At 73.2% G+C, this 21,113-nt stretch carries 20 protein-coding genes; 11 read left to right on the top strand and 9 right to left on the bottom strand.

Going from position 1 to position 21,113, the window contains the following annotated elements; all coding sequences use genetic code 11:
* Positions 1 to 14: 14 nt before the first annotated feature.
* Together B2P18_RS05400 and B2P18_RS05395 are read right to left on the bottom strand one after the other, a co-directional pair.
* On the bottom strand, positions 15 to 2,336 hold the full coding sequence (locus tag B2P18_RS05400) for an ATP-dependent DNA helicase RecG (protein ID WP_239262722.1): 2,322 nt from the start codon (positions 2,334 to 2,336) through the stop codon (positions 15 to 17).
* Complete coding sequence (locus B2P18_RS05395) at positions 2,337 to 4,028, bottom strand: DAK2 domain-containing protein (protein ID WP_239262725.1); 1,692 nt, start codon at positions 4,026 to 4,028, stop codon at positions 2,337 to 2,339.
* Positions 4,029 to 4,312: 284 nt separating this feature from the next.
* Between B2P18_RS05395 and rpmB the strand changes: the two genes are divergently transcribed.
* Positions 4,313 to 4,507: a 50S ribosomal protein L28 gene (gene rpmB, locus B2P18_RS05390; RefSeq protein ID WP_019287942.1), complete on the top strand. Its 195-nt coding sequence runs from the start codon at positions 4,313 to 4,315 to the stop codon at positions 4,505 to 4,507.
* An 86-nt stretch (positions 4,508 to 4,593) separates the two neighbouring features.
* Positions 4,594 to 5,748, top strand: a complete 1,155-nt coding sequence (locus tag B2P18_RS05385) for a hypothetical protein (RefSeq protein ID WP_286956522.1) — start codon at positions 4,594 to 4,596, stop codon at positions 5,746 to 5,748.
* Here B2P18_RS05385 and thiL read toward each other — a convergent pair.
* Complete coding sequence (gene thiL / locus B2P18_RS05380) at positions 5,693 to 6,766, bottom strand: thiamine-phosphate kinase (RefSeq protein ID WP_286956519.1); 1,074 nt, start codon at positions 6,764 to 6,766, stop codon at positions 5,693 to 5,695. The two genes, B2P18_RS05385 and thiL, sit on opposite strands and share 56 nt — an antisense overlap.
* Before the next feature lie 119 nt (positions 6,767 to 6,885).
* Between thiL and B2P18_RS05375 the strand changes: the two genes are divergently transcribed.
* The 6 genes from B2P18_RS05375 (at position 6,886) to B2P18_RS05350 (ending at position 11,955) form a co-directional block, all read left to right on the top strand.
* Complete coding sequence (locus tag B2P18_RS05375) at positions 6,886 to 7,119, top strand: Lrp/AsnC family transcriptional regulator (RefSeq protein WP_019287944.1); 234 nt, start codon at positions 6,886 to 6,888, stop codon at positions 7,117 to 7,119.
* Positions 7,120 to 7,129: 10 nt separating this feature from the next.
* Entirely contained in the window at positions 7,130 to 7,603 is a 474-nt protein-coding gene (locus B2P18_RS05370; RefSeq protein ID WP_286956513.1) for a DUF3515 family protein, read from the top strand.
* A gap of 22 nt (positions 7,604 to 7,625) precedes the next feature.
* Positions 7,626 to 8,591: a cation diffusion facilitator family transporter gene (locus B2P18_RS05365; RefSeq protein ID WP_034253124.1), complete on the top strand. Its 966-nt coding sequence runs from the start codon at positions 7,626 to 7,628 to the stop codon at positions 8,589 to 8,591.
* A 122-nt stretch (positions 8,592 to 8,713) separates the two neighbouring features.
* On the top strand, positions 8,714 to 9,823 hold the full coding sequence (locus B2P18_RS05360; protein ID WP_286956505.1) for a metallophosphoesterase family protein: 1,110 nt from the start codon (positions 8,714 to 8,716) through the stop codon (positions 9,821 to 9,823).
* A gap of 25 nt (positions 9,824 to 9,848) precedes the next feature.
* The gene (locus tag B2P18_RS05355; protein WP_286956500.1) at positions 9,849 to 10,826 is read left to right on the top strand and encodes a GNAT family N-acetyltransferase; all 978 of its coding nucleotides are present in this window, start codon (positions 9,849 to 9,851) and stop codon (positions 10,824 to 10,826) included.
* Between the two features lie 64 nt (positions 10,827 to 10,890).
* On the top strand, positions 10,891 to 11,955 hold the full coding sequence (locus B2P18_RS05350; RefSeq protein ID WP_286956496.1) for a trans-sulfuration enzyme family protein: 1,065 nt from the start codon (positions 10,891 to 10,893) through the stop codon (positions 11,953 to 11,955).
* 195 nt (positions 11,956 to 12,150) lie between these two features.
* Here B2P18_RS05350 and B2P18_RS05345 read toward each other — a convergent pair whose 3' ends face one another.
* Positions 12,151 to 13,101, bottom strand: a complete 951-nt coding sequence (locus B2P18_RS05345; RefSeq protein ID WP_239262766.1) for an NAD(P)H-dependent glycerol-3-phosphate dehydrogenase — start codon at positions 13,099 to 13,101, stop codon at positions 12,151 to 12,153.
* A gap of 65 nt (positions 13,102 to 13,166) precedes the next feature.
* Entirely contained in the window at positions 13,167 to 13,892 is a 726-nt protein-coding gene (locus tag B2P18_RS05340) for a lysophospholipid acyltransferase family protein (protein WP_037215760.1), read from the bottom strand.
* A 128-nt stretch (positions 13,893 to 14,020) separates the two neighbouring features.
* Here B2P18_RS05340 and cofC point away from each other — a divergent pair, with 128 nt between their 5' ends.
* A complete protein-coding gene (cofC, locus tag B2P18_RS05335) occupies positions 14,021 to 14,728 on the top strand; it encodes a 2-phospho-L-lactate guanylyltransferase (RefSeq protein ID WP_286956481.1) in 708 nt (235 codons plus the stop codon).
* Here the strand turns inward: cofC and B2P18_RS05330 are convergent.
* The 4 genes from B2P18_RS05330 to leuC all read right to left on the bottom strand — a co-directional run bounded on the left by B2P18_RS05330 (position 14,696) and on the right by leuC (position 18,294).
* A complete protein-coding gene (locus B2P18_RS05330; protein WP_286956478.1) occupies positions 14,696 to 15,070 on the bottom strand; it encodes an ArsB/NhaD family transporter in 375 nt (124 codons plus the stop codon). The two genes, cofC and B2P18_RS05330, sit on opposite strands and share 33 nt — an antisense overlap.
* A gap of 158 nt (positions 15,071 to 15,228) precedes the next feature.
* Complete coding sequence (locus B2P18_RS05325) at positions 15,229 to 15,813, bottom strand: HU family DNA-binding protein (RefSeq protein WP_019287955.1); 585 nt, start codon at positions 15,811 to 15,813, stop codon at positions 15,229 to 15,231.
* A 461-nt stretch (positions 15,814 to 16,274) separates the two neighbouring features.
* Complete coding sequence (gene leuD, locus B2P18_RS05320) at positions 16,275 to 16,865, bottom strand: 3-isopropylmalate dehydratase small subunit (protein WP_286956464.1); 591 nt, start codon at positions 16,863 to 16,865, stop codon at positions 16,275 to 16,277.
* A gap of 10 nt (positions 16,866 to 16,875) precedes the next feature.
* Positions 16,876 to 18,294, bottom strand: coding sequence for a 3-isopropylmalate dehydratase large subunit (gene leuC / locus B2P18_RS05315; RefSeq protein ID WP_286956461.1), 1,419 nt, complete (start codon positions 18,292 to 18,294; stop codon positions 16,876 to 16,878).
* 140 nt (positions 18,295 to 18,434) lie between these two features.
* Between leuC and B2P18_RS05310 the strand changes: the two genes are divergently transcribed.
* Both B2P18_RS05310 and B2P18_RS05305 read left to right on the top strand, forming a co-directional pair.
* Entirely contained in the window at positions 18,435 to 19,157 is a 723-nt protein-coding gene (locus B2P18_RS05310; protein WP_019287958.1) for an IclR family transcriptional regulator, read from the top strand.
* 241 nt (positions 19,158 to 19,398) lie between these two features.
* Positions 19,399 to 21,102 (top strand): AMP-binding protein, encoded by a 1,704-nt coding sequence (locus tag B2P18_RS05305; RefSeq protein WP_286956456.1) that lies wholly within the window; start codon positions 19,399 to 19,401, stop codon positions 21,100 to 21,102.
* Positions 21,103 to 21,113 lie beyond the last annotated feature (11 nt).

The following is a 21,113-nucleotide window of genomic DNA, read 5'->3' as shown; positions in this document are numbered from 1 at the left end:
CGGGCAGCCTACGGTCAGCCACGCTCGAGGTAGGCCGCGCTCTCGTCGTCGAGCGTGTCGGCGAGCCAGGCCGCCAGCCGGGGGTGGGCCGTGAGGGCGACGTCGTCGCGCAGCAGGGCCTGGGCGTCGTCACGAGCCTCGGCGATCAGCTCGACGTCGCGGGGGTTGGCGAGGCGGAGCATGCGGATGCGGCGCCGGCGCCCGCTCTGGCTGGCCCCGAGCACGTCGCCCTCGCCGCGCAGCTCGAGGTCCTGCTCGGCCAGGGCGAAGCCGTCCGTCGTGCCGGCGACGGCCTGCAGCCGCTGCCACGCCACGGGCCGGCCCTCGGGGTCACCGCTCGGGTCGACCGGGGTGGCGAGGAAGCAGGTGCCGGCGTGCTGTCCACGTCCGACCCGGCCGCGCAGCTGGTGCAGCTGGCTGATCCCGAACCGGTCGGCGTCCAGCACCACCATCACCGTCGCGTTGGGGACGTCGACCCCCACCTCGATGACCGTCGTGGCGACCAGCACGTCGATCTCGCCGGCGGCGAAGCGGCGCATGACGGCGTCCTTCTCCTCGCCCGAGAGACGCCCGTGCAGCAGCGCGAACCGCACGCCCTGGAGCTGCGGGGTGGCGTGCAGGAGCAGGTCGTAGGCCTGCAGGAGGCTCACCGCGGGCGGCCGTGCCGTGGCCTCGTCGGTGCCGCCGGGATCGATGCCGTCAGCGCCGTCGATGCCGTCAGCGCCGTCGGCGCCATCTGGACCGCCGGCCCCGGCGCCCGCCGAGGGCCCCACCTCGACGAAGCCGTCCTCGGTCTCGTCGCCGCTCGGGCTGTCGCTGTCACCGATCCGTCCGCACACGACATAGGCCTGACGGCCTGCGGCCACGGCGTCGGCCACGACCTGCCACATGCGGGCCATCCACGTGCCGTCCCCCTGCCGCACCACGTGCGTGGTGATGGGCGAGCGTCCGGCCGGCAGCTCGCGCAGGACCGCCGTCTCCATGTCGCCGAAGACCGTCATGGCCACCGAGCGAGGGATCGGGGTCGCTGTCATGACGAGGACGTGCGGCGGACGAGCAGCCTTGGCGCGCAACGCATCTCGCTGCTCGACGCCGAACCGGTGCTGCTCGTCCACGACGACGAGCCCGAGGTCGGCCAGCTGCACGGCCTCCTGGATCAGCGCGTGCGTGCCGATGACGATGCCGGCCTGGCCGGAGGCCGCCTCGGACAGGGCCCGGCGCCGGGCGTCGGTGCTCATCGACCCGGTGAGCAGCACCACCCTGGTGGCGTCGTCCGCCCCGCCCAGCAGGCCCGCCTCGGCCAGCGGGCCCATGATGGCGCGGATGGAGCGGTCGTGCTGGGCGGCGAGCACCTCGGTCGGGGCGAGCAGGGCGGCCTGCCCCCCGGAGTCGACGACCTGCAGCATGGCGCGCAGCGCCACGACGGTCTTGCCGGAGCCCACGTCGCCCTGCAGGAGCCGGTGCATGGGGACCGGGGAGGCCAGGTCGTGGGCCAGCTCCTCGCCGACGATCCGCTGCCCCTCCGTGAGCGGGAACGGCAGGGCCGCGTCGAACGCGTCGAGCAGACCCCCGGGCCGTCCGGGCCGGGCCGTTCCCTCGTCCGCGGCCGCCGTCAGCCGTCGCTGGACCAGCGCGGTCTGCAGCACCAGCGCCTCGTCGTAGCGCAGCCGAGCACGAGCGGTCTCGAGGTCGCCCCAGGTGCGGGGCTGGTGGATCAGCCGGATCGCGGTGGCCCGGTCGCACAGCCCGTGGCGGCGGAGCAGCTCGTCCGGCACGGGATCCTCCAGGTCGCCGACGGCGTCGAGCACGATGCCCATGGCGGTGCCGATCTGCCACGAGGTCAGCTTGTCCACGGCTCGGTAGACCGGGAGGATCTGCTGGTGCCGGACGGAGTCCTGGATGACCTGGTAGTCCGGGTGCGACAGCTGCCAGCGCCCGTTGAAGGTGCCGGCCTTGCCCGAGAACACCGCCAGCGTGCCGGGGGTGAGGTCCTTGGCCGGCCCCCAGTGGCTGAAGAAGGTGAGGTCGATCTCGGTCGTGCCGTCGGTCACGGTGGCGCGCAGCAGCTTCTTGCGGGGGTTGGAGCGGATCGGCGCGACGGCGGCGCGGAGCACCTCCGCGACCACGACCAGGTGCTCCCCCTCGTGCAGCTGGGTGGTGGACAGCTTGGCCTCGAGATAGGTCCGGGGGTACCACCCCAGCAGGTCAGCCGCCGTGACCAGGCCGACCTTGTCCAGCGGGTCGGCGGTGCGCTTGCCGAGCAGCGAGCGCAGGCTGCTGCCCGGTCCGGCGCGGTCCGCGCCCTCCCGGTCGACCCAGGTCGTCTCCCCCGCCACCTACTCGACCCCCACCAGCAACAGGTATGCCGCCTGCCCGCCCGCGTGGACGCCCACCTCCACGTCGGGCCACCGGGTGGCGAGGTGCTTGCGCACGACCGCGACATCGGCGTCGGACAGCCCCGCCGTCACGAGGGTGACCAGCTCGCCGCCCTGCTGCAGCAGGTGGTCGACGAGGTCGACGGCGACCTCGTCCATGGCGTCGCCGACCAGGACGATGTCGCCCTCGACGATGCCGAGCAGGTCACCCGCCCGGCAGGGACCCGCAGCCGTCGCCGCGTCACGCGTGGCCCGGGCGACCGCACCGCTGCGCACCTCGTCGACGACGGCCCGCATCGCCTCGGCCGCCTCGGCCGCCGGGGCCCCGCGATCGAGGACAGCGAGGCAGGCGAGCCCGGCGACGTCGGAGCGGGACGGCACGACGTGCACCTCGCGGCGGGCGGCGGCCAGCTCGTCGGCCGCGCTCGTGACGGTGAGCAGCACGTCGGGGTCGTTGGGGAGCAGGACCACGGGGCGCCCGGGGTGCGCCTGGACCTCGTCGACGATGGCGCCGACGCTGGCCCGGGCTCCCGGGCTGCTCGGCACCACCAGGGCGCCCTCGGCGACGAAGAGCTCGCGCAGCCCCCGCCCGTCGGTGCAGGCCACGACCAGAGGCCCGTCCTGGTCGGCGACGGCGCCGGCGGTGCCGCGGCTCTCCCGGAGAGCAGCCGCCTGGGCGTGCAGGTCGGTGACCGTGACGGCCGACACGGCGCCGGCGTCGTCGGCGACCCGGAGCACGGCGTCGGGATCGTCGGCGTGCACGTGCACACGGGCCAGGTCGCCGTCGACCGCCACCACGACGCTGTCGCCGAGCGCGGCGAGCGACGACCTCAGGGCGACCACGCCGTCGGGCGAGGCCAGGTGGAGCACCAGCATCACCTCGTGCTGGGGACCGGAGTAGTCCTCCCCCACGTCCGGCCCGTCGTCGTGGGCCTCCCGGGCGAGCGCTGACAGGCGGTCCGCCTCCATGGCGGCGGCGCCGGGGTCGCCGGGGCCGGACTCACCGCCGTCGACCACCCGCTTGAGCGCGTCGAGGACCGTGACGAGGCCGGACGCTCCGGCGTCGACGACCCCGGCCGTCCGCAGCGCGGCGAGCTGGGTGGGCGTGCGGTCCAGGGCCGCGCGGGCCGCGGTGACGGCGGCGTCCACCACGGCGCTGAGGGTCGCCTGCGCCTGCCGGGCGCGCGCCTCGGCCGCCTCGGCGGCGCTGCGGGCGACGGTGAGGATCGTGCCCTCGGTGGGGTCACCGACGCAGTCGTAGGCCAGGTCCGAGGCCCGCCGGAAGGCCTGCGCCACCACACCGGCGTCCGCCCCGCCGTGGTGCGCCGGACGCTCGACGACGTCGAGCAGCCCCCGCACCAGCTGGCTGACGATGACCCCGGAGTTGCCGCGGGCCCCGAGCACGGCGGCACGGGCGAAGGTGGTGAGCTCCTCCTCGGGCTCCGCGGCGACCGAGCGCTCCACGGCGGAGTCGAGCGTGAGGAACATGTTGGTGCCGGTGTCGCCGTCCGGGACGGGAAAGACGTTGAGGGCATCGATCTCCTCGCGCCGCTCCGCGAGCGCCGCCCGGGACCGGACCGCCCACAGACGCAGGGCGTGGCGGTCGAGCACCCGCAGTGGATCGCGAGGCTCGCGGCGCTGCTCCTCACCCACGTGCGGCTCCCTCGGTATCGGTCGTCACTCGGCCCTCGGCCCTCGGCTCGCGCTGAGCCTACGCGAGCGCACCGACAGGCCCTCGCCGCCCCGGGCTGACCTTCGCCGCCCAGCGCAGACCATCGACGAACACCGCTCACCGTCGCGTGCTGCCGGACCCCGAGGCCCAGGTTTGGTGCCTGCCCCGCGGGTCGGCTACGCTAGAGCGGTTGCCCCACCACTTCCGCGCCGTCGGCGTGCTCGTCGGGGCGCACCCCGACTGTCAACGAATGTAGGAGATCACCGTGGCTGCCAACTGCGATGTCTGCGGCAAGGGACCGTCCTTCGGTCACAGCATCTCGCACTCGCACCGTCGCACCAAGCGCACCTGGACCCCCAACATCCAGCGTGTCAAGGCTCTGGTCGGCGACGCGGGTGTGACCCCCAAGCGTCTCAACGTCTGCACCTCCTGCCTCAAGGCGGGCAAGGTCAAGCGCTGACACCAGCACCGCACGACCGCCGAGGGCGGCTCTCCACCGGGAGAGCCGCCCTCGGCGTCATACCTGAGCGACCCGCAGGAGACCGTATGCCGAGCGCCACGACCCGCGTGGTCGCCGTGGACGTCGCGCGCTGCCTGGCCCTGCTCGGCATCCTCGTCAACCACCTCGTCGGCGGCCTGGCGAGCGCGATCCTGTGGGACGTCCACGCGGTGCTGTTCGCGGTGCTCGTCGGCGTCGGCGCGCAGCTCGGCTCGACCGCCCACCGTCGTGGGTCCACCGTCGCCGCCGGCGCCGTCCGGGCCACCGCCCTCCCCGTCGTCGGGCTCAGCCTCGCCGAGCTCGAGACCCGGGCCGCCATCGTGCTCGTGAACCTCGCCGTGGTGACCCTGGCGGTCACCTGGGCGGCCCGTCGCAGCACCGTCGTCGTGGGTGCGGTGGCTGTGGGCATCGCCCTCGTCGCACCCGTGCTCGCCCACCTCGCGCGGGGCGAGATGCAGGGCCCCTGGCACCCCGACGTGGCGTGGAGCGACCTGGAGGACCCGACCCACGCGCTGGCCACCCTGCTGGTCGCCACGTCCTACCCTGCGCTGCTGTGGACGGTGCTCGGGCTGCTCGGCGTCCTCGCGGCGCGGGCCTACCTGCCCGGCGACGGTCGGCCGGCCCGGCCCGCCGCCCTCGCCCTGACCGGGCTCGGGCTGGTGCTCGTGGGGCGGGTCGGGAGCATCCTCGCGCTCGTCCTGACCGGCCGGACCGCCCTGCTCGAGGCGGAGCAGCAGGCGGCGCTGGAGGAGTCCGCCCTGCCGGACGACCTCGATCGGCTCTCGCTCGTGGGGGCCTACCTGCCCTCGACGCCCAGCCTGCTCGTCAGCGGCGGCCTGGCGCTGCTGGTGCTCGCCGGGGTGCTGGGCCTGTGCCGCTCGGACCGGGTGCGGGGATCCCTGGTCGTGCGGGCCGCCGCGGACGTGGGGTCGATGACCCTGTCCGCCTACGCCCTGCACGTCCTGATGCTGCCCGGCACGGAGGTCGCCCTCGACGCCTGGCCGGGCCTGGACCCCTGGTGGCTCTACCTCGCGCACGTCACGGTCATCGCCGTCGTCCTGCTGACCTGGCGCCGCACCCTGCGACATGTCGGTCCGGCGTCGGTCGGTCCGCTGGAGTGGCCGACCCGGGCAGCGGTCTCGGCGGTCACCCGGCGAAGTGGTCCCACCCCTGCCCCTGGATCGCCTCGCCGTCCAGCGTGACCCGCGGCCGCGCGTCGTCCGCCTCCACGACCCGGCCGACGACCCACCAGTGCCCGTCCGGGTCGCTCTGGTCCCGCAGCAGCGGGCTGTCGGCAGGGAAGGTTGCGAGGAGCGAGTGCTCCTCGCCCCCGGTCAGCACCTGCGACCACGCCACGTCGAGCGGCAGCACGTCCGTCAGCGGCGGGTCCACGAAGTCCCGCTCGAGGTTCGTGCGGTCGAGGTCGATGCGGACCCCGGAGGCCCGGGCGATCCGGCCGGCGTCACGCACCAGGCCGTCGGACACGTCCATCATCGCGGTGGCGCCCGCGAGCGAGGCGACGACCCCCGAGGAGACGGAGGTCACCGGCGTGCGGTGGAACCACATGAGGACGCTCCGGGCGCTCTGCTCGTGCCATCCCGGAGGGGGCTCCTCGCCCGTGGGGTATGGCCGGGGGCTGCCGGGATCCGTCTCCCCCTGGTCGTAGAGCCACCAGCCGGCCCCCGACCAGCCGAGGGACCCGTGGACGGCCAGGACGTCGCCGACCCGCGCCCCTGACCGCAGCACCGGGTCGCGGCCCTCCAGGTCGCCGAGCGCCGTGATCGAGACCATCACCACGCCGTCGGGCGCCCCTGAGAGGTCCCCGCCCACGACGCTCACGTCATACCGCTCGGCCTGGGACGCGACCCCCTGCGAGAACTCCTCGGCCCACCGGGCCGGCAGGTCACCGTGCGCGGCCAGGGTGACCAGGAGCCCGGTCGGGCGGGCGCCCATCGCGGCGATGTCGGCGACGTTCTGCGTGACGAGCTTGGACCCGACCTCGGCCGGCGTCGACCACTCGTCGCGCCAGTCGTGCCCCAGCACCATCGTGTCGGTGGTCGCGACCACGGAGCCGGTCGGCGCCCGCAGGACGGCGGCGTCGTCACCGGGCGGCACCAGGACGTCCTCGGACTGGACGAAGTAGGGGAAGATCCGGTCGAGCAGGTCCTCCTCGGAGAGGTCCCGCAGGCGCGGTCCGTCCTCGGCGTGGGCTTCTGACATGCGACCTCCAGTGCGGGCCTTCGGGAGCGACACGCTACCGTGGTCGCGAAGCGGCACCACCCTTGGTCCCGCACCCGCCGCAGCGACGCGGCGGTCACCTAGAACGAGTGGAGGATTCGATGGTCCAGGCCTACATCCTGATCCAGTCCGAGGTCGGCAAGTCGTCCCAGGTCTCCGAGTCCGTCGGCGCCATCGACGGCGTGGTCAAGGCCGAGGAGGTCACCGGACCCTACGACGTCATCGCCCGGGTCGAGGCGGAGAACGTCAACGAGCTCGGCCAGCTCGTCATCGCCAAGATCCAGGACATCCAGGGCATCACCCGCACCCTGACCTGCACCGTCGTCCACGGCTGAGCAGGAGACCGTGCAGGGTCTGCTCGACCGACGCATCCTCGTCACGGCCACCGTCTGCGCTCTCGCAGCGGTGGCCGTGACGCTGCTCCTGCTGCGTCCGCGGCCGGTCGAGGTGGTCGCCGGCCCCGCCGACACGTCGGCAGCCTGCGTGGCGGCCCGGGAGCACTGGCCCGTCACGGTGGCCGGTCAGGAGCGCCGAGACGACGTCGTGGGCGCCCGGAGCGCGACGGCCTGGGGATCGCCCGCGATCATCGCCCGCTGCGGCCTGGCTCCGCAGCCGCCCAGCGCCGACCAGTGCATCGACGTCAGCGGGACGGACTGGGTCGTGCAGCCGCTGACGGACGGGACGCGGCTGACGTCATACGGCACGGACCCCGCGATCGAGGTGCTCGTCCCCGAGCGCTACGCACCCGCTCCCCTGCGGGTCGGGGTCTTCGCGGACGCCGTCCGGTCTCTGCCCTCGACCGGTCGCCGCTGCACCTGACTCCCCGGTGCAGACTGGGCCCATGAGCGCCTCCGACAACGCCGCCCCCACCGAGCACCAGGGCGGGGACAGCCTGGTCACCGTCCTCGTCGCCCTCGGCGCCAACGCCCTGATCGCGGTCGCCAAGACGGTGGTGGCGGTCATCACCGGATCCGCGTCGATGGTCGCCGAGGCGGCACACTCGTGGGCGGACGCCGGCAACGAGATCTTCCTGCTGCTGGCCGAGCGCAAGTCGGGGCGCCCTCGCGACCGCTCGCACCCCCTCGGCTACGGCCGCGAGGCGTACGTCTGGTCCATGTTCGCGGCGTTCGGCCTGTTCACGGCCGGCTCGATCGTCTCCATCTGGCACGGCATCACCTCCCTGACCACCGAGGAGGCCGAGACCGACTACCTGCTGGCGTACGTCGTGCTGGCCGTCGCCTTCGTCCTCGAGGGCATCTCCTGGCTGCAGGCCATGCGGCAGACGCGACGCGAGGCCCGGGCCCGCGGCCTGTCGGCGGCCCGCTACATCTGGGGCACGCCCAACCCCACCCTGCGCGCCGTCGTCGCCGAGGACAGCGCGGCGCTCATCGGCATCGTGCTCGCCGCGCTGGGCATCCTGCTGCACGAGCTGACCGGCAACCCGGTGTGGGACGCCGTCGGCTCGATCCTCGTGGGCGTCCTTCTCGGGATCGTCGCGATCTTCCTCATCGACCGCAACCGCGACTTCCTCACGGGGCAGGCGGTGTCGCCCGACGTCCGACGCAAGGCCCTCACCGCCCTGCTCGGGCACCCCGAGATCGAGCGCGTGACCTACCTGCACCTCGAGTGGGTCGGCCCGCAGAAGGTCTTCCTGGTGGCCGCCGTCGACCTGACGGGCGACGCCCCCGAGCACGACCTCGCCGTGACCCTGGACCGGCTGGGCGACGAGCTGCGGACGCACGAGATGGTCGAGGAGGCCGTCCTGACCCTCGCCACGCCGGACCGTCCGTCGCTCGAGCTGGGCTGATCCCACCCCACGGCTGACCGGCGCCTCCCCCTGTTGGCCTGCCCGTCGCCCACCCGACGGCGGCCCGTCACCTCGCCGAGGCAGGCTGCGGGGATCCGACCAGACTCCCCCGGAGGTCCGCCATGCGCACCCGTCACGCCCTCGCCGGTCTCGGCGCCCTCACCCTCTGCCTGTCCCTCGGCGCGCCCGCGGTCGCCGGGCAGGACGGCGCCGGACAGGACGGCACCGGCAGGGACCAGGTCAAGGAGCAGGCCAAGGACCAGCGACAGGTCCAGGCACAGGGGCGTGGCAAGGGCCACCAGCGGCTCTACACGTTCGCCGTCATCGGGGACACGCCCTACGGCGCCGAGATGATCGCCCGCTTCCCGCAGGACGTGGACCGCATCAACGCCGACAAGGACGTCCAACTGGTCATGCACGTCGGCGACATCAAGAACGGCTCGTCGCCGTGCTCCGACGCGTACCTCACCTGGATGCGAGGGCAGCTCGACCGGCTCGAGGACCCGGTGGTCCTCACCCCCGGGGACAACGAGTGGACCGACTGCCACCGTCCCGCCGCCGGTGGCTTCGACCCGCTGGAGCGGCTCGCCAAGGTCCGCTCGGTCTTCTACCCGCAGCCAGGCACGACCCTCGGCAAGCACCCGATGTACGTCAACGCCCAGACCTCTCTCGGTTTCCCCGAGAACGTCATGTGGTCCCGCGCCGAGGTGCAGTTCGCCACGGCCCACGTCGTCGGCTCCAACAACGGCTTCCTGCCATGGACCGGCAGGACGACCGCCACGCCGCAGCAGCTCGCGGAGGCGGTCGACCGCACCGCCGCGGCCGTCACGCACATCCGGGCGACCTACGCCGAGGCGCGCCGCACCAAGGCCAAGGCGGTCGTCATCGGGATGCAGGCCGACATGTTCGACGTGACCCAGAAGGCCTGGAGCCTCGACACCAACAGCGCCTTCGTCCCCGTCATCAAGGCCCTGACCGAGGAGTCCAACCGCTTCGGCGGGGCGACCCACCTCCTGGACGGCGACTCGCACGTGTTCAACGACGACTACCCGCTGACCGCCGGGTCGGTCTGGCTGCAGCGCTACGGGCTCACCACGCCGGCACCGAGGATCCACCGCATCACCGTCGACGGCGAGGCCGCCGCGGACGAGTACCTCTCGATGACCGTCGACCCCAAGGCCAAGAAGGGCTCCCGCGACGTCCTCGTCTACCGCCGCGTGCCCCTGACCTGACCGACGCTCGTGGGAGAGTGGCGGCATGCCTCTCCCCCACGTGCTCCCCGGGCGGCGGTATGCCGTCCGCGTGGCCACCGCCCACCCCGTCGCCGACGGCGGGGCCACCGGCACCGCGGCCCGCGACGTGGTGGGTGTCCTCGTCGGTGCGGACGCGGGCACGTGGACGCTGCTGCCCGAGGACCGTGGCCCCGAGACCGTGGCGGTGGCGGACGTGCGGGCGGCCCGCGAGGTGCCGCCCCGCGTCGTCCGCCCGACCTCCTCGATCGACGACGTCCAGCGGCTCGCCGCTCGCGGCTGGCCAGGTCTCGAGCAGCACCGCCTCGGCGGGTGGCTGCTGCGGGCGGGTGCGGGCTACACGGGGCGCGCCAACTCCGCCCTGGTCGCCGGGGATCCTGGCCTGCCGATCGAGGAGGCGGTGACGCGGGTCGAGGCGTTCTACGCCGAGCGCCAGACCTCGGCCCGCTTCCAGCTCGCCTATCCCCTCACGGGACCTCAGGACCCGGCCGGTGACGTCGACGCCGTGCTCGCGCGCCGCGGCTACGCCGTGGTGACGCCGACCTACACCTACGTCTCCGACCTGCGCACGCTGGACCCCGCACCGCTGGGCGACCTGACCGCCTCCTGGGCCGACGACCCCGACGAGGAGTGGCTCGCCCCCGAGAGCCCGCTGCACGGTCGTCACCCGCGCGCCGTCGACGTCATCACGGCGTGCCCGGCGCGCTACCTGACGCTGCGGTCCGGCGGGGGCTTCGTGGCCCGGGCGCGGCTCGTCGTCACCGAGGACTGGTGCGGCATCACCGAGCTCGTCGTCGACGAGTCGGTGCGCGGGCGGGGGATCGGACGTCGCGCCATGGGCGAGCTGACCCGTGCGGGGCGCGAGTCGGGGGCCCGCTTCGGATACCTGCAGGTGCTCCAGACCAACGCCGCGGCCACCAGCCTCTACGACGCCCTCGGCTGGCATCGGCACCACCGCTACCACTACCGCGCCCTCCCCTCCTGAGGCCCTGGCGCCCCCGAGGCTCCTGACGGCGGTGCGGTCGGTCTTCTCGGCATACGGTGTGGGCATGCACGAGGACTGGACCCTGGCCACCCGCTCCGTCGCCCTCGGACGCCCGGCGCACGAGCCCGGCGCGCCGGTCAACCCGCCGCTCGAGCTGTCGAGCACCTATGTCGCGGGCGCGGATCCGGGCTACGGACGCGTCGGCAACCGCACGTGGGACGCCTTGGAGCAGACCCTGGGTGGGCTGGAGGGCGGCCGGTGCCTCGCCTTCGCCAGCGGTATGGCGGCCGTGGCCGCCGCCCTCTCCCTCGTCCCCCGAGGCGGGGTCGTCGTGGCGCCGGACGGGGCCTACAACACGACGCTGTCGCTGCTCGCGTCGCTGGCTGCGGACGGCTCCGTGCGCGAGCTGCGTCGCGTGGACCCGGCCGACACGGACGCGGTGGTCGCGGCGCTGCCGGGGGCCGACCTGGTGTGGCTCGAGTCCCCCACCAATCCCCTGCTCGAGGTGGCCGACCTGTCCGCGATCGCCGCGGCCGCCCACGACGCCGGTGCGATCGTGGTGTGCGACAACACCTTTGCGACTCCGATCGTGCAGCGGCCGTTGGAGCTCGGGGTCGACGTCGTCGTCCACTCGGTGACGAAGTACCTCGCGGGACACTCCGACGTCGTCCTCGGTGCCGTCGTCACGGACCGACGTGAGCTCGGCGAACGGCTGCACGCGCACCGGACCCTGCACGGCGCGATCCCGGGACCGCACGAGACGTGGCTGGCGCTGCGCGGCATGCGCACCCTGGCGCTGCGGGTCGAGCGGGCGACGGCGAGCGCCGCCGAGCTGGCCAGGCGGCTGGGCGAGCACCCGTCGGTGAGCCGGGTGCGCTACCCGGGGCTGGGCGCGATCGTGTCCATCGAGATCGTCGCCGGCGCAGAGGCCGCCGACCGCGTGTGCCGCGCCACCCGGCTGTGGACGCACGCGACGAGCCTCGGCGGGGTGGAGTCACTGCTCGAGCGCCGTCGCCGTCACGCCAACGAGCCCGTCGTCGTGCCCGAGGATCTCGTCCGCCTGTCGGTCGGGATCGAGGACGTCGAGGACCTGTGGCGCGACCTCGACCAGGCACTGCGCAGCGTGTGACACCTGGCCCCGCGTCGTCGAGCCGGGCATCCGCGCCGCTGACTCGGGTCGCCGCACCCGTCTCACCCTGCAACCCGAGACCACCTCGCCAGCGCGACGCCGAACCGGGCACCCGCGCCGCTGACTCGGGTCGCCGCACCCGTCTCACCCTGCAACCCGAGACCACCTCGCCAGCGCGAGACCGGCCCCTCGAACCTAGCGGCGCTCCTCCTTGCGGGCCCGCGACATCAGCTGCGTGACGACCTCGCTGGGGTCGCGCCCGTCGTGGACCACGGCAGCGACCTGCTCGACGATCGGCATGTCCACCTCGACGCTGCGCGCCAGCGCCAGGATCGACTCGGCGGACTTGACGCCCTCGGCGACCTGGCGGGTCTCGGCGACGACCTCGTCGACGGTCATGCCCTGACCGAGCTTGACCCCGAAGGAGTGGTTGCGCGACAGGGGCGACATGCACGTGGCGATGAGGTCGCCGACGCCCGCGAGCCCCGAGAAGGTCAGCGGCTTGGCCCCGAGCCGCACGCCGAGCCGCGTGGTCTCGGCGAGGCCGCGGGTGATGATCGAGGCCTTGGAGTTGTCGCCCATGCCCAGGCCCTCGGCCATGCCGACGGCGAGGGCGACGACGTTCTTGGTCGCGCCGCCGAGCTCGCACCCCACGACGTCGGTCTCGGTGTAGGGACGGAAGTAAGGGGTCGCGCAGGCGTGCGCCACCGCCTCGGCCGTGGCCTTGGAGGTGGACGCCACGACGCTGGCGGCGGGGTCCCGGCGGACGATCTCGCGCGCCAGGTTGGGGCCGGTCACGACCGACACGCGGTCGGGGTCGACGTCACCGACCTCGCAGATCACCTCGGACATGCGTCGACCGGTGCCCAGCTCGATCCCCTTCATGAGGGACACGTGCAGGGCGTCGGCCGGCAGGTGCGGACGCCACCCGTCGAGGTTGGCCCGCAGGCTCTGCGACGGCACTGCCAGCACCACGACCTGGGCACCGTCGAGCGCCGCGGCCACGTCGTCCGTCGCGGTGATGCGGCGGGACAGGGTCAGGCCGGGGAGGTACTGGCCGTTGGTGTGGTGCCGGCGGATCTCGTCGGTCACCTCGGCGCGGCGACCCCACATGGTGACGTCGTTGCCGGCGTCCGCCAGGATCATCGAGAAGGCCGTCCCCCAGCTGCCCGTCCCGAGCACCGCGACCCGCCGGGCGGGAGAGGTGGTGCTCACTCGGACTCCCCGTGACGGCGCATGTCATAGCGGGTCGGCGGGGCGGTCTCGCCGCGCAGCTGCTCCAGCAGGCCGATGACGTCACGCATGATGCGGTCGGTCGCCTCGCGGACGACCTCGCCGGTGACGGGACGACCCTGCAGGTCGGAGAGGTCCACCGGCGGGCCGGCGAGCACCCGCATCGTCTTGCGGGGGAACGGCCGCAGCTTGCCGGAGTAGGGCGCCAGCAGCTCCTGGACGCCCCACTGCGCCACCGGGATCACCGGGCACCCCGTCTCCAGCGCGATGCGGGCGGCGCCGGTCTTGCCGGTCATCGGCCACATCCGCGGGTCGCGGGTGATGGTGCCCTCGGGATAGATCGGCACGGTCTTGCCCTGCTGGATGGCGGTGATGGCCGCCCGGTAGGCCTCGATCGCGCGACCGGTGTTGCGGTAGACGGGGATCTGCCCGGCCTGCCCGATCAGCCGGCCGAAGAACGGGACCCGGAACGCGGCGTCCTTGGCCAGGAAGAACGGCGGGCGCCCGTTGTCGTAGAGGAAGTGCGCCAGCATGATGAAGTCCAGGTGGGACACGTGGTTGCAGCAGACCACCACACCACCTGGCCGGTCCAGGTGCTCAGCGCCCCGCCAGTCCCGCCTCGTCAGCGGCACCACGCCGGACTTGGCGATCGCGACGCACACGCGATAGGCCCACGGCAGCCGCACCCTCGGCGATCGACCCACGTCAGTCCCTTCGACAGGCGGGCGGCCGGGAGCTCCCGGCCAGGTGGCCCGCCGACACATCTTCGCGGAGCGTCCCGCGTGCTGTCGACCTCAGCGCACCGCGCGCCGCGCCTGCCAGACTGCAGGTGATGTCCGCTCACACCTCTCCCGCGCCCGCCGTCCCCTGGCGAGTCGTCGTCCCCGTCAAGGACACCCGCCTGGGCAAGTCCCGCCTCCAGCCGCCCGACGGCGTCCCGCGCAACCTGCTCGCCATGAGCCTGGCCCTCGACACGATCAACGCCGTCCGGCACTGCCTGGGTGCCGCGGCGGTGGTCGTGGTCACCTCGGACGCCGCGCTCGAGTCCCATGCGCAAGCGTGGGAGATCCCCGTGGTGCCGGACCCCGGGGACGGCCTGGACGCGGCCCTGCGGGCCGGTGCCTCGTATGCCGAGGAGCGCGCCGCCGCCTCGGGCCTGCCCGCTCCCGGGGTCGCCGCCCTGCTCGGGGACGTGCCCGGCATGCACCCGGACGACCTGGCCGCCGCCCTGCGACTGGCCGAGGGGGTCGACCGCGGCTACGTCCCCGACCACGAGGGCACCGGGACGGTGCTGCTGACGGCGAGGCCCGGGATCGCGCTGGACCCGGCCTTCGGCGCCGGCTCGGCGGCCCGGCACGGCGCCGGTGCGGTGGACCTCACGACGCTCGGCCCGGTGCCGGAGCGCTTCCGCCTGGACGTCGACGACCGGGCGTCGCTGGCCCGCGTGGCGGCGATCGGGGTGGGTCGGCATACGGCCATGGTCCTCTCGCTGGGGACCCCCGAGCCCTCAGCCGCCCAGCAGGCCCAGGGTCAGCGCTGAGGCCGTCACGGCGAGGACCGCGCAGGCGGCGCCCGCCAGCGCCAGGCGCCACAGCCGCCAGCGCACCCCGGCCGTGCGGCAGCACTGCAGCCACAGGAGGGTCGCCAGGGAGGCCCAGGGGGTGACGAGAGGACCGACGTTCGCACCGACGAGCACCGCCATTAGGCGGGTGGGTTCGCCCACCCCCGCCGGCTCGAGCGCCAGGTAGGCCGGCAGGTTGTTGACGACGTTGGCAGCGACCGCCGTCACCCCGGCCACGCGCAGCAGGTCCCCGGTGCTGGATCCCGTGCCGGCCAGGGCCACCAGTCCGTCGAGGTGCCCGGCCCCGTGTGCCCAGGCCACCACCGTCGTGAGGACCGCGAACCCGGCGACCGTCCCGAGGGGCGGTCGTGGGTGGCTGCCTGCCTGGGGCAGGCAGAGGGGGCAGGACGCCGACGCACGACGAGGGGGCGCCACCGATCGTGGCGCCCCCTCGTCGGGCTGTCCGGTGCCGGAGGTCGCTACTTCTTCGGGGCGGCCTTCTTGGCGGCGGAGCGGGCCGCGGGGCGCGGGGTCGCGACCTTGGCGGCGGAGGTCTTCTTGGCCGTGCTCTTGGCAGCCGTGCTGGTGACCTTCTTGGCAGTCGTGCTGGCGGCCTTCTTGGCCGTCGTGCCCTTGCTCGTCGTGCCCGCGCTGGCGCGCTTGGCGGGTGCCGCCTTGGTGGTGGCCTTCTTCGCGGTGGCCTTCGTGGCCGGCGCGGCAGTCGTGGTGGCGCCGAGCGCCGAGGCGGAGTTGGCGCGAGCGCCGGCGACGCCGGCCTTCGGCAGCTTCTTGGGGTCGGAGACGACGTCCTTGAACTGCGTGCCCGGACGGAACTTCGGGACGTTGGTCTTCTTGATGCGCACGGACTCACCGGTGCGCGGGTTGCGTCCCGTGCGGGCCGCACGTGCGGCGCGCTCGAAGGTGCCGAAGCCGGTGATCCCGACCTTGCCGCCCTTGGCCACCTCACGGATGACGACGTCGACGAGGGCCTCGACCGCGTCGGACGCGGCCTTGCGGCTACCCAGACGGTCCTCGAGGGCGTCGAGCAGATCTGCCTTGTTCACGATTCCTCCACGAATCCCGGTGCACGCCCGGTGGTTACCGGTCGTCGCAGGTCAGCTCGCCGCAACAGCCCTGCACGGCAACGACGTTCGACCTGGCATCGACGGTAGGGGCAACCGGACGCGGCGTCCACGGTTTGTCAAACTTGGCGTCGTTGCAGGGCAACGACATTGACCCCAGCAGACCGGCCTGCGCCGACGGCCGGGTGAGGGCAGGACCTCCGGTCACCGGCCTTCCCGACGGGGTCGACCCGCTGACCCGGTCAGCGTGGAAGTTGTTGATCGACAAACGACTTCGCGGTATACCGAGGTGGCGACGCGCACCTCGACGTCCCCGATCCGAGACCCCGAGGAGCGCTGCCGGGGGCACGTCGACACTGTCGTGGACGCGCCTCCCGACCCTCGAAATCCGTTGTCCGCCACCGGGCGTGGCGTTACGCCGTCCGGGTGAGCGGTCCCGTCGGCTAGACCGTCGTGCGGGGCTTGTAGGCCGGCCGGTCTGCCTCGTAGGCCTCGATCGCGTCCTCGTGCCGCAGCGTCAGGCCGATGTCGTCGAGCCCCTCCAGCAGCCGCCAGCGCGTGTAGTCGTCGACCTCGAACGGCGCGACGATGTCGCCGCAGGTGATGGTCTTGTCCCGCAGGTCGACCGTGATCTCGGTGCCGGGGTCGTTGTCCAGCGCCTTCCACAGCAGGTCGACGTCGCCCTGGGACACGACGGCCGTGAGCAGCCCCGCCTTGCCGGAGTTGCCGCGGAAGATGTCGGCGAATCGGCTCGAGATCACCACGCGGAAGCCGTAGTTCATCAGCGCCCACACCGCGTGCTCGCGCGACGAGCCGGTGCCGAAGTCGGGTCCGGCGACGAGGACCGAGCCCTCGGCATACGGCGCCTGGTTGAGGACGAAGGTGGGGTCGCTGCGCCAGGCCGCGAAGAGGCCGTCCTCGAAGCCCGACCGGGTGACCCGCTTGAGGTACTCCGCCGAGATGATCTGGTCGGTGTCGACGTTGCTGCGACGCAACGGGACTCCGACCCCGGTGTGCGTGGTGAAGGCATCCATGGCGGGCTCCTCAGTGGCTGGCCGGCTCGCGGGCCGGCTCCAGGTCGGCGGGGCTGGACAGGGTGCCGCGGACGGCTGTGGCGGCGGCGACGGCCGGCGAGACCAGGTGCGTGCGACCGCCCTTGCCCTGGCGCCCCTCGAAGTTGCGGTTGGAGGTGGAGGCGCTGCGCTCCCCCGGGGCCAGCTTGTCGGGGTTCATCGCCAGGCACATCGAGCAGCCGGGCAGGCGCCACTCGGCCCCGGCCGCGGTGAACACCGCGTCCAGGCCCTCGGCCTCGGCCTGCAGCTGCACCCGGGCCGAGCCGGGCACCACGAGCATGCGCACGGACTCGGCGACCTGACGGCCGGCCAGGACCCCGGCGACCTCGCGCAGGTCCTCGATCCGGCCGTTGGTGCAGGACCCGACGAAGACCGTGTCGACCGCGATCTCCTTGAGCGGCTGCCCCGCTCGCAGACCCATGTACTCCAGCGCGCGCTGGGCGTTGGCCTTGTCGTTGTCGTCACCGAGCTGCTCGGGGTCGGGGACGGACGCCGACAGCGGCAGGCCCTGACCGGGGTTGGTGCCCCAGGTGACGAACGGCGACAGCTGGGTCGCGTCGATCGTGACCTCGTGGTCGAAGGTCGCGTCGTCGTCGGTGCGCAGCGAGGTCCACGCCTCGACGGCGGCGTCCCAGTCGGCGCCCTGCGGCGCGTGCGGCTTGTCCTTGAGGAAGTCGAAGGTCACCTCGTCGGGGGCGATCATGCCGGCGCGCGCGCCCGCCTCGATCGACATGTTGCAGATGGTCATCCGCGCCTCCATCGACAGGCTGCGGATGGCGGAGCCGCGGTACTCCAGCACGTAGCCCTGACCGCCACCGGTGCCGATCTCCGCGATGACGGCGAGGATCACGTCCTTGGCCGTGACGCCGTCGGGCAGCTCGCCCTCGATGTTGATCGCCATGGTCCGGAAGGGCTTGAGGGGCAGCGTCTGGGTGGCCAGGACGTGCTCGACCTCGGAGGTGCCGATGCCGAAGGCCAGCGCCCCGAAGGCGCCGTGCGTCGAGGTGTGCGAGTCGCCGCACACGACCGTCATCCCGGGCTGGGTCAGGCCGAGCTGCGGGCCCACGACGTGGACGATCCCCTGCTCGGCGTCGCCCATGGGATAGAGGCGGATGCCGAACTCCTCGCAGTTGCGGCGTAGAGTGTTGACCTGGGTCAGGCTCACCGGATCGGTGATCGGGCCCGGTGTGGTGGGGACGTTGTGGTCCTCGGTCGCGAGCGTCAGCTCCGGGCGGCGCACCGCGCGCCCCTCGAGCCGCAGCCCGTCGAAGGCCTGCGGGCTGGTCACCTCGTGCAGCAGGTGCAGGTCGATGTAGAGCAGGTCGGGCTCGCCGTCAGCACGGCGGACGACGTGGGCGTCCCACACTTTCTCGGCAAGGGTGCCGCTCATGAGATTCCTCCGGCTTTGCTGGCTGTGACGGCGCGAATGGGCTTGCGTGGACGGGCTGACCGCCCCTCTCCCTGGCAGGCTGTCTCATCTCGACCCGCTCCGGATTTGCGTCTCAGGCTGCGAGACGGCAGTATCACCCTATGGACAACTCTTCTGGAGTCGGCGTTCTGGACAAGGCCGCCGTCGTGCTCGGAGCGCTGGAGGCCGGACCGGCCACGCTGGCCCAGCTGGTCGCCGCCACCGGCCTGGCCCGCCCCACCGCCCACCGTCTCGCGGTCGCCCTCGAGCACCACCGCCTCGTCGCCCGCGACATGCAGGGCCGCTTCGTCCTCGGTCCCCGCCTCGCAGAGCTGTCCAGCGCCGCCGGCGAGGACCGCCTCCTCGCCGCCGCCGGCCCGGTCCTCGGGGCGCTGCGCGACCACACCTCCGAGAGCGCCCAGCTCTTCCGCCGTCAGGGCGAGCACCGCATCTGCGTCGCCGCCGCCGAGCGCCCGATGGGCCTGCGCGACTCCATCCCCGTCGGCGCCTCCCTATCCATGCTCGCCGGGTCCGCCGCGCAGGTCCTGCTCGCGTGGGAGGAGCCCGACCGGCTGCACCGCGGCCTGCAGGGCGCCAAGTTCACCGCCACCACCCTGTCGGGCGTCCGCCGCCGTGGCTGGGCCCAGAGCGTCAGCGAGCGCGAGCTCGGCGTCGCCTCGGTCTCCGCGCCCGTCCGGGGCCCCTCGGGGCGCGTCGTTGCGGCCGTCTCCATCTCGGGGGCCATCGAGCGCATCTCGCGCCAGCCCGGCCGCCTGCACGCCGCCACGGTCGTCGCCGGCGCCAACAAGCTCACCGAGATCCTGCGCCGCACCTCCTCCGTCTGACCTCCCTCAGGTAAGCACGTCCGCCCGGGTCAGCCCGCCGGGCGGACGTGACGACCTGAGGTAGGCACGTCCGCCTGGGTTCGCACGCCATGTCGCCGTGACGACCTCGGGTCGGTCCATGACGCGAGCCGCCCGGCGGGTCACGGCGACCGCTCAACGATTCGGCGGCCCCACCTCGCGCTCTCCCGTCCTACGTTGGTCGCAGGCTTCCGCCATACATCCGACTCGACGAGGAGAGACGATGACCGCTGCGACCGAGACCTTCCGCGAGGCCCGGGACCTGCTCCTGGACCTGCGCACCGACTACGCCGCCGCCAAGGAGCGTTTCACCTGGCCGCAGATCGACGAGTTCAACTGGGCGCTCGACTGGTTCGACCAGATCGCCGAGGGCAACGACAAGCCCTGCCTGTGGATCGTCGAGCAGGACGGGTCGGAGGCCAAGGTCTCGTTCGCGCAGATGTCACGTCGCTCGGCGCAGGTCGCGAGCTGGCTGCGGGACCAGGGCGTCCGGCGCGGCGAGCGCGTGATCATCATGCTCGGCAACCAGGTCGAGCTGTGGGAGTCGATGCTCGCCTGCATCAAGCTCGGCGCCGTCATCATCCCCACGACCACCCTCCTCGGTCCCGCGGACGTCCGCGACCGGATCGAGCGTGGCGGCGCGCAGCACGCGATCGCCCGCTCGCAGGACGTGGGGATCTTCGACGGGGTCTCCGGCGACTACACCCGCATCGCCGTGGGCGAGCCGGTCGACGGTTGGTCGTCGTATGCCGACTCCGCCGCGTCCCCCGACACGTACACGCCGGAGGTGCCGACCCGCGGCGACGAGTCGATGCTGCTCTACTTCACGTCGGGGACGACCTCCAAGCCCAAGCTGGTGGAGCACACGCAGGCGTCCTACCCCATCGGGCACCTCACGACGATGTACTGGGTCGGCCTGGAGCCCGGCGACATCCACCTCAACATCTCCTCGCCGGGGTGGGCCAAGCACGCCTGGTCCAACGTCTTCGCCCCCTGGAACGCCGAGGCGTGCGTGTTCATCTACAACTACACGCGGTTCGACCCCGCGGCGCTCATGCACCACATGGACCGGTGCGGCGTGACCAGCTTCTGCGCCCCGCCGACCGTGTGGCGCATGCTGATCCAGTCCGACCTGGGTGGTCTGCAGAACCCTCCCACCAAGGTGGTCGGGGCTGGCGAGCCGCTCAACCCCGAGGTCATCGAGCAGGTCGAGAAGGGCTGGGGCGCAACGGTTCGCGACGGCTTCGGCCAGACCGAGACGACGCTCGCCGTGTCCAACTCCCCCGGCCAGCCGGTCAAGCCCGGCGCCATGGGACGGCCCTCCCCCGGCTACGTCGTGCGGCTCGTCGACCCCGCGACCGGCGAGGTCGGCGTGCAGGAGGGCGAGATCTGCCTCGACCTGGCTCACCGCCCCCTCGGCCTGATGGTGGGCTACAACGGCGACCCGGACAAGATCGCCGAGGTCATGCGGGACGGCTACTACCACACGGGTGACGTGGCGAGCATCGACGAGGACGGCTACCTGACCTACGTCGGCCGCGCGGACGACGTCTTCAAGGCCTCTGACTACCGCATCTCGCCGTTCGAGCTCGAGTCCGTCCTGCTGGAGCACGACTTCGTGGCCGAGGCGGCCGTCGTGCCGTCGCCGGACCCGTTGCGTCTCGCGGTGCCCAAGGCCGTCGTGGTCCTCACCCCGGGCGTCGAGCCGACCGCCGACACCGCGCGGGAGATCTTCCGGCACTCCCGCGAGAACCTCGCGCCCTACAAGCGGATCCGGCGCCTGTCCTTCTCGGAGCTGCCCAAGACGATCTCCGGCAAGATCCGCCGCGTCGAGCTGCGGCAGGCCGAGGACGCGGGCTACGCCACCGCCGACGCGCGTCCGACCGGGGATTTCCACGAGGACGACTTCCCCGAGCTGCGCGGCTGAGCGTGGACCCT

This window comes from Arsenicicoccus sp. UBA2120, assembly GCF_002330965.1.
Lineage (GTDB): Bacteria > Actinomycetota > Actinomycetes > Actinomycetales > Dermatophilaceae > Arsenicicoccus > Arsenicicoccus bolidensis.
This window is presented reverse-complemented; position numbering and strand designations above follow the sequence as displayed.

What these genes read in the sequence shown, in the direction of transcription:
- B2P18_RS05345 (WP_239262766.1), bottom strand. Translation starts at nt 13,101, where the DNA reads ATGATCCTGGCGGACGCCGGCAACGACGTCACCATGTGGGGTCGCCGC.
- B2P18_RS05375 (WP_019287944.1), top strand. Translation starts at nt 6,886, where the DNA reads ATGGTCCAGGCCTACATCCTGATCCAGTCCGAGGTCGGCAAGTCGTCC.
- leuC (WP_286956461.1), bottom strand. Translation starts at nt 18,294, where the DNA reads ATGAGCGGCACCCTTGCCGAGAAAGTGTGGGACGCCCACGTCGTCCGC.
- B2P18_RS05385 (WP_286956522.1), top strand. Translation starts at nt 4,594, where the DNA reads ATGCCGAGCGCCACGACCCGCGTGGTCGCCGTGGACGTCGCGCGCTGC.
- thiL (WP_286956519.1), bottom strand. Translation starts at nt 6,766, where the DNA reads ATGTCAGAAGCCCACGCCGAGGACGGACCGCGCCTGCGGGACCTCTCC.
- B2P18_RS05365 (WP_034253124.1), top strand. Translation starts at nt 7,626, where the DNA reads ATGAGCGCCTCCGACAACGCCGCCCCCACCGAGCACCAGGGCGGGGAC.
- leuD (WP_286956464.1), bottom strand. Translation starts at nt 16,865, where the DNA reads ATGGATGCCTTCACCACGCACACCGGGGTCGGAGTCCCGTTGCGTCGC.
- B2P18_RS05310 (WP_019287958.1), top strand. Translation starts at nt 18,435, where the DNA reads ATGGACAACTCTTCTGGAGTCGGCGTTCTGGACAAGGCCGCCGTCGTG.
- B2P18_RS05305 (WP_286956456.1), top strand. Translation starts at nt 19,399, where the DNA reads ATGACCGCTGCGACCGAGACCTTCCGCGAGGCCCGGGACCTGCTCCTG.
- B2P18_RS05350 (WP_286956496.1), top strand. Translation starts at nt 10,891, where the DNA reads ATGCACGAGGACTGGACCCTGGCCACCCGCTCCGTCGCCCTCGGACGC.
- B2P18_RS05360 (WP_286956505.1), top strand. Translation starts at nt 8,714, where the DNA reads ATGCGCACCCGTCACGCCCTCGCCGGTCTCGGCGCCCTCACCCTCTGC.
- cofC (WP_286956481.1), top strand. Translation starts at nt 14,021, where the DNA reads ATGTCCGCTCACACCTCTCCCGCGCCCGCCGTCCCCTGGCGAGTCGTC.
- B2P18_RS05355 (WP_286956500.1), top strand. Translation starts at nt 9,849, where the DNA reads ATGCCTCTCCCCCACGTGCTCCCCGGGCGGCGGTATGCCGTCCGCGTG.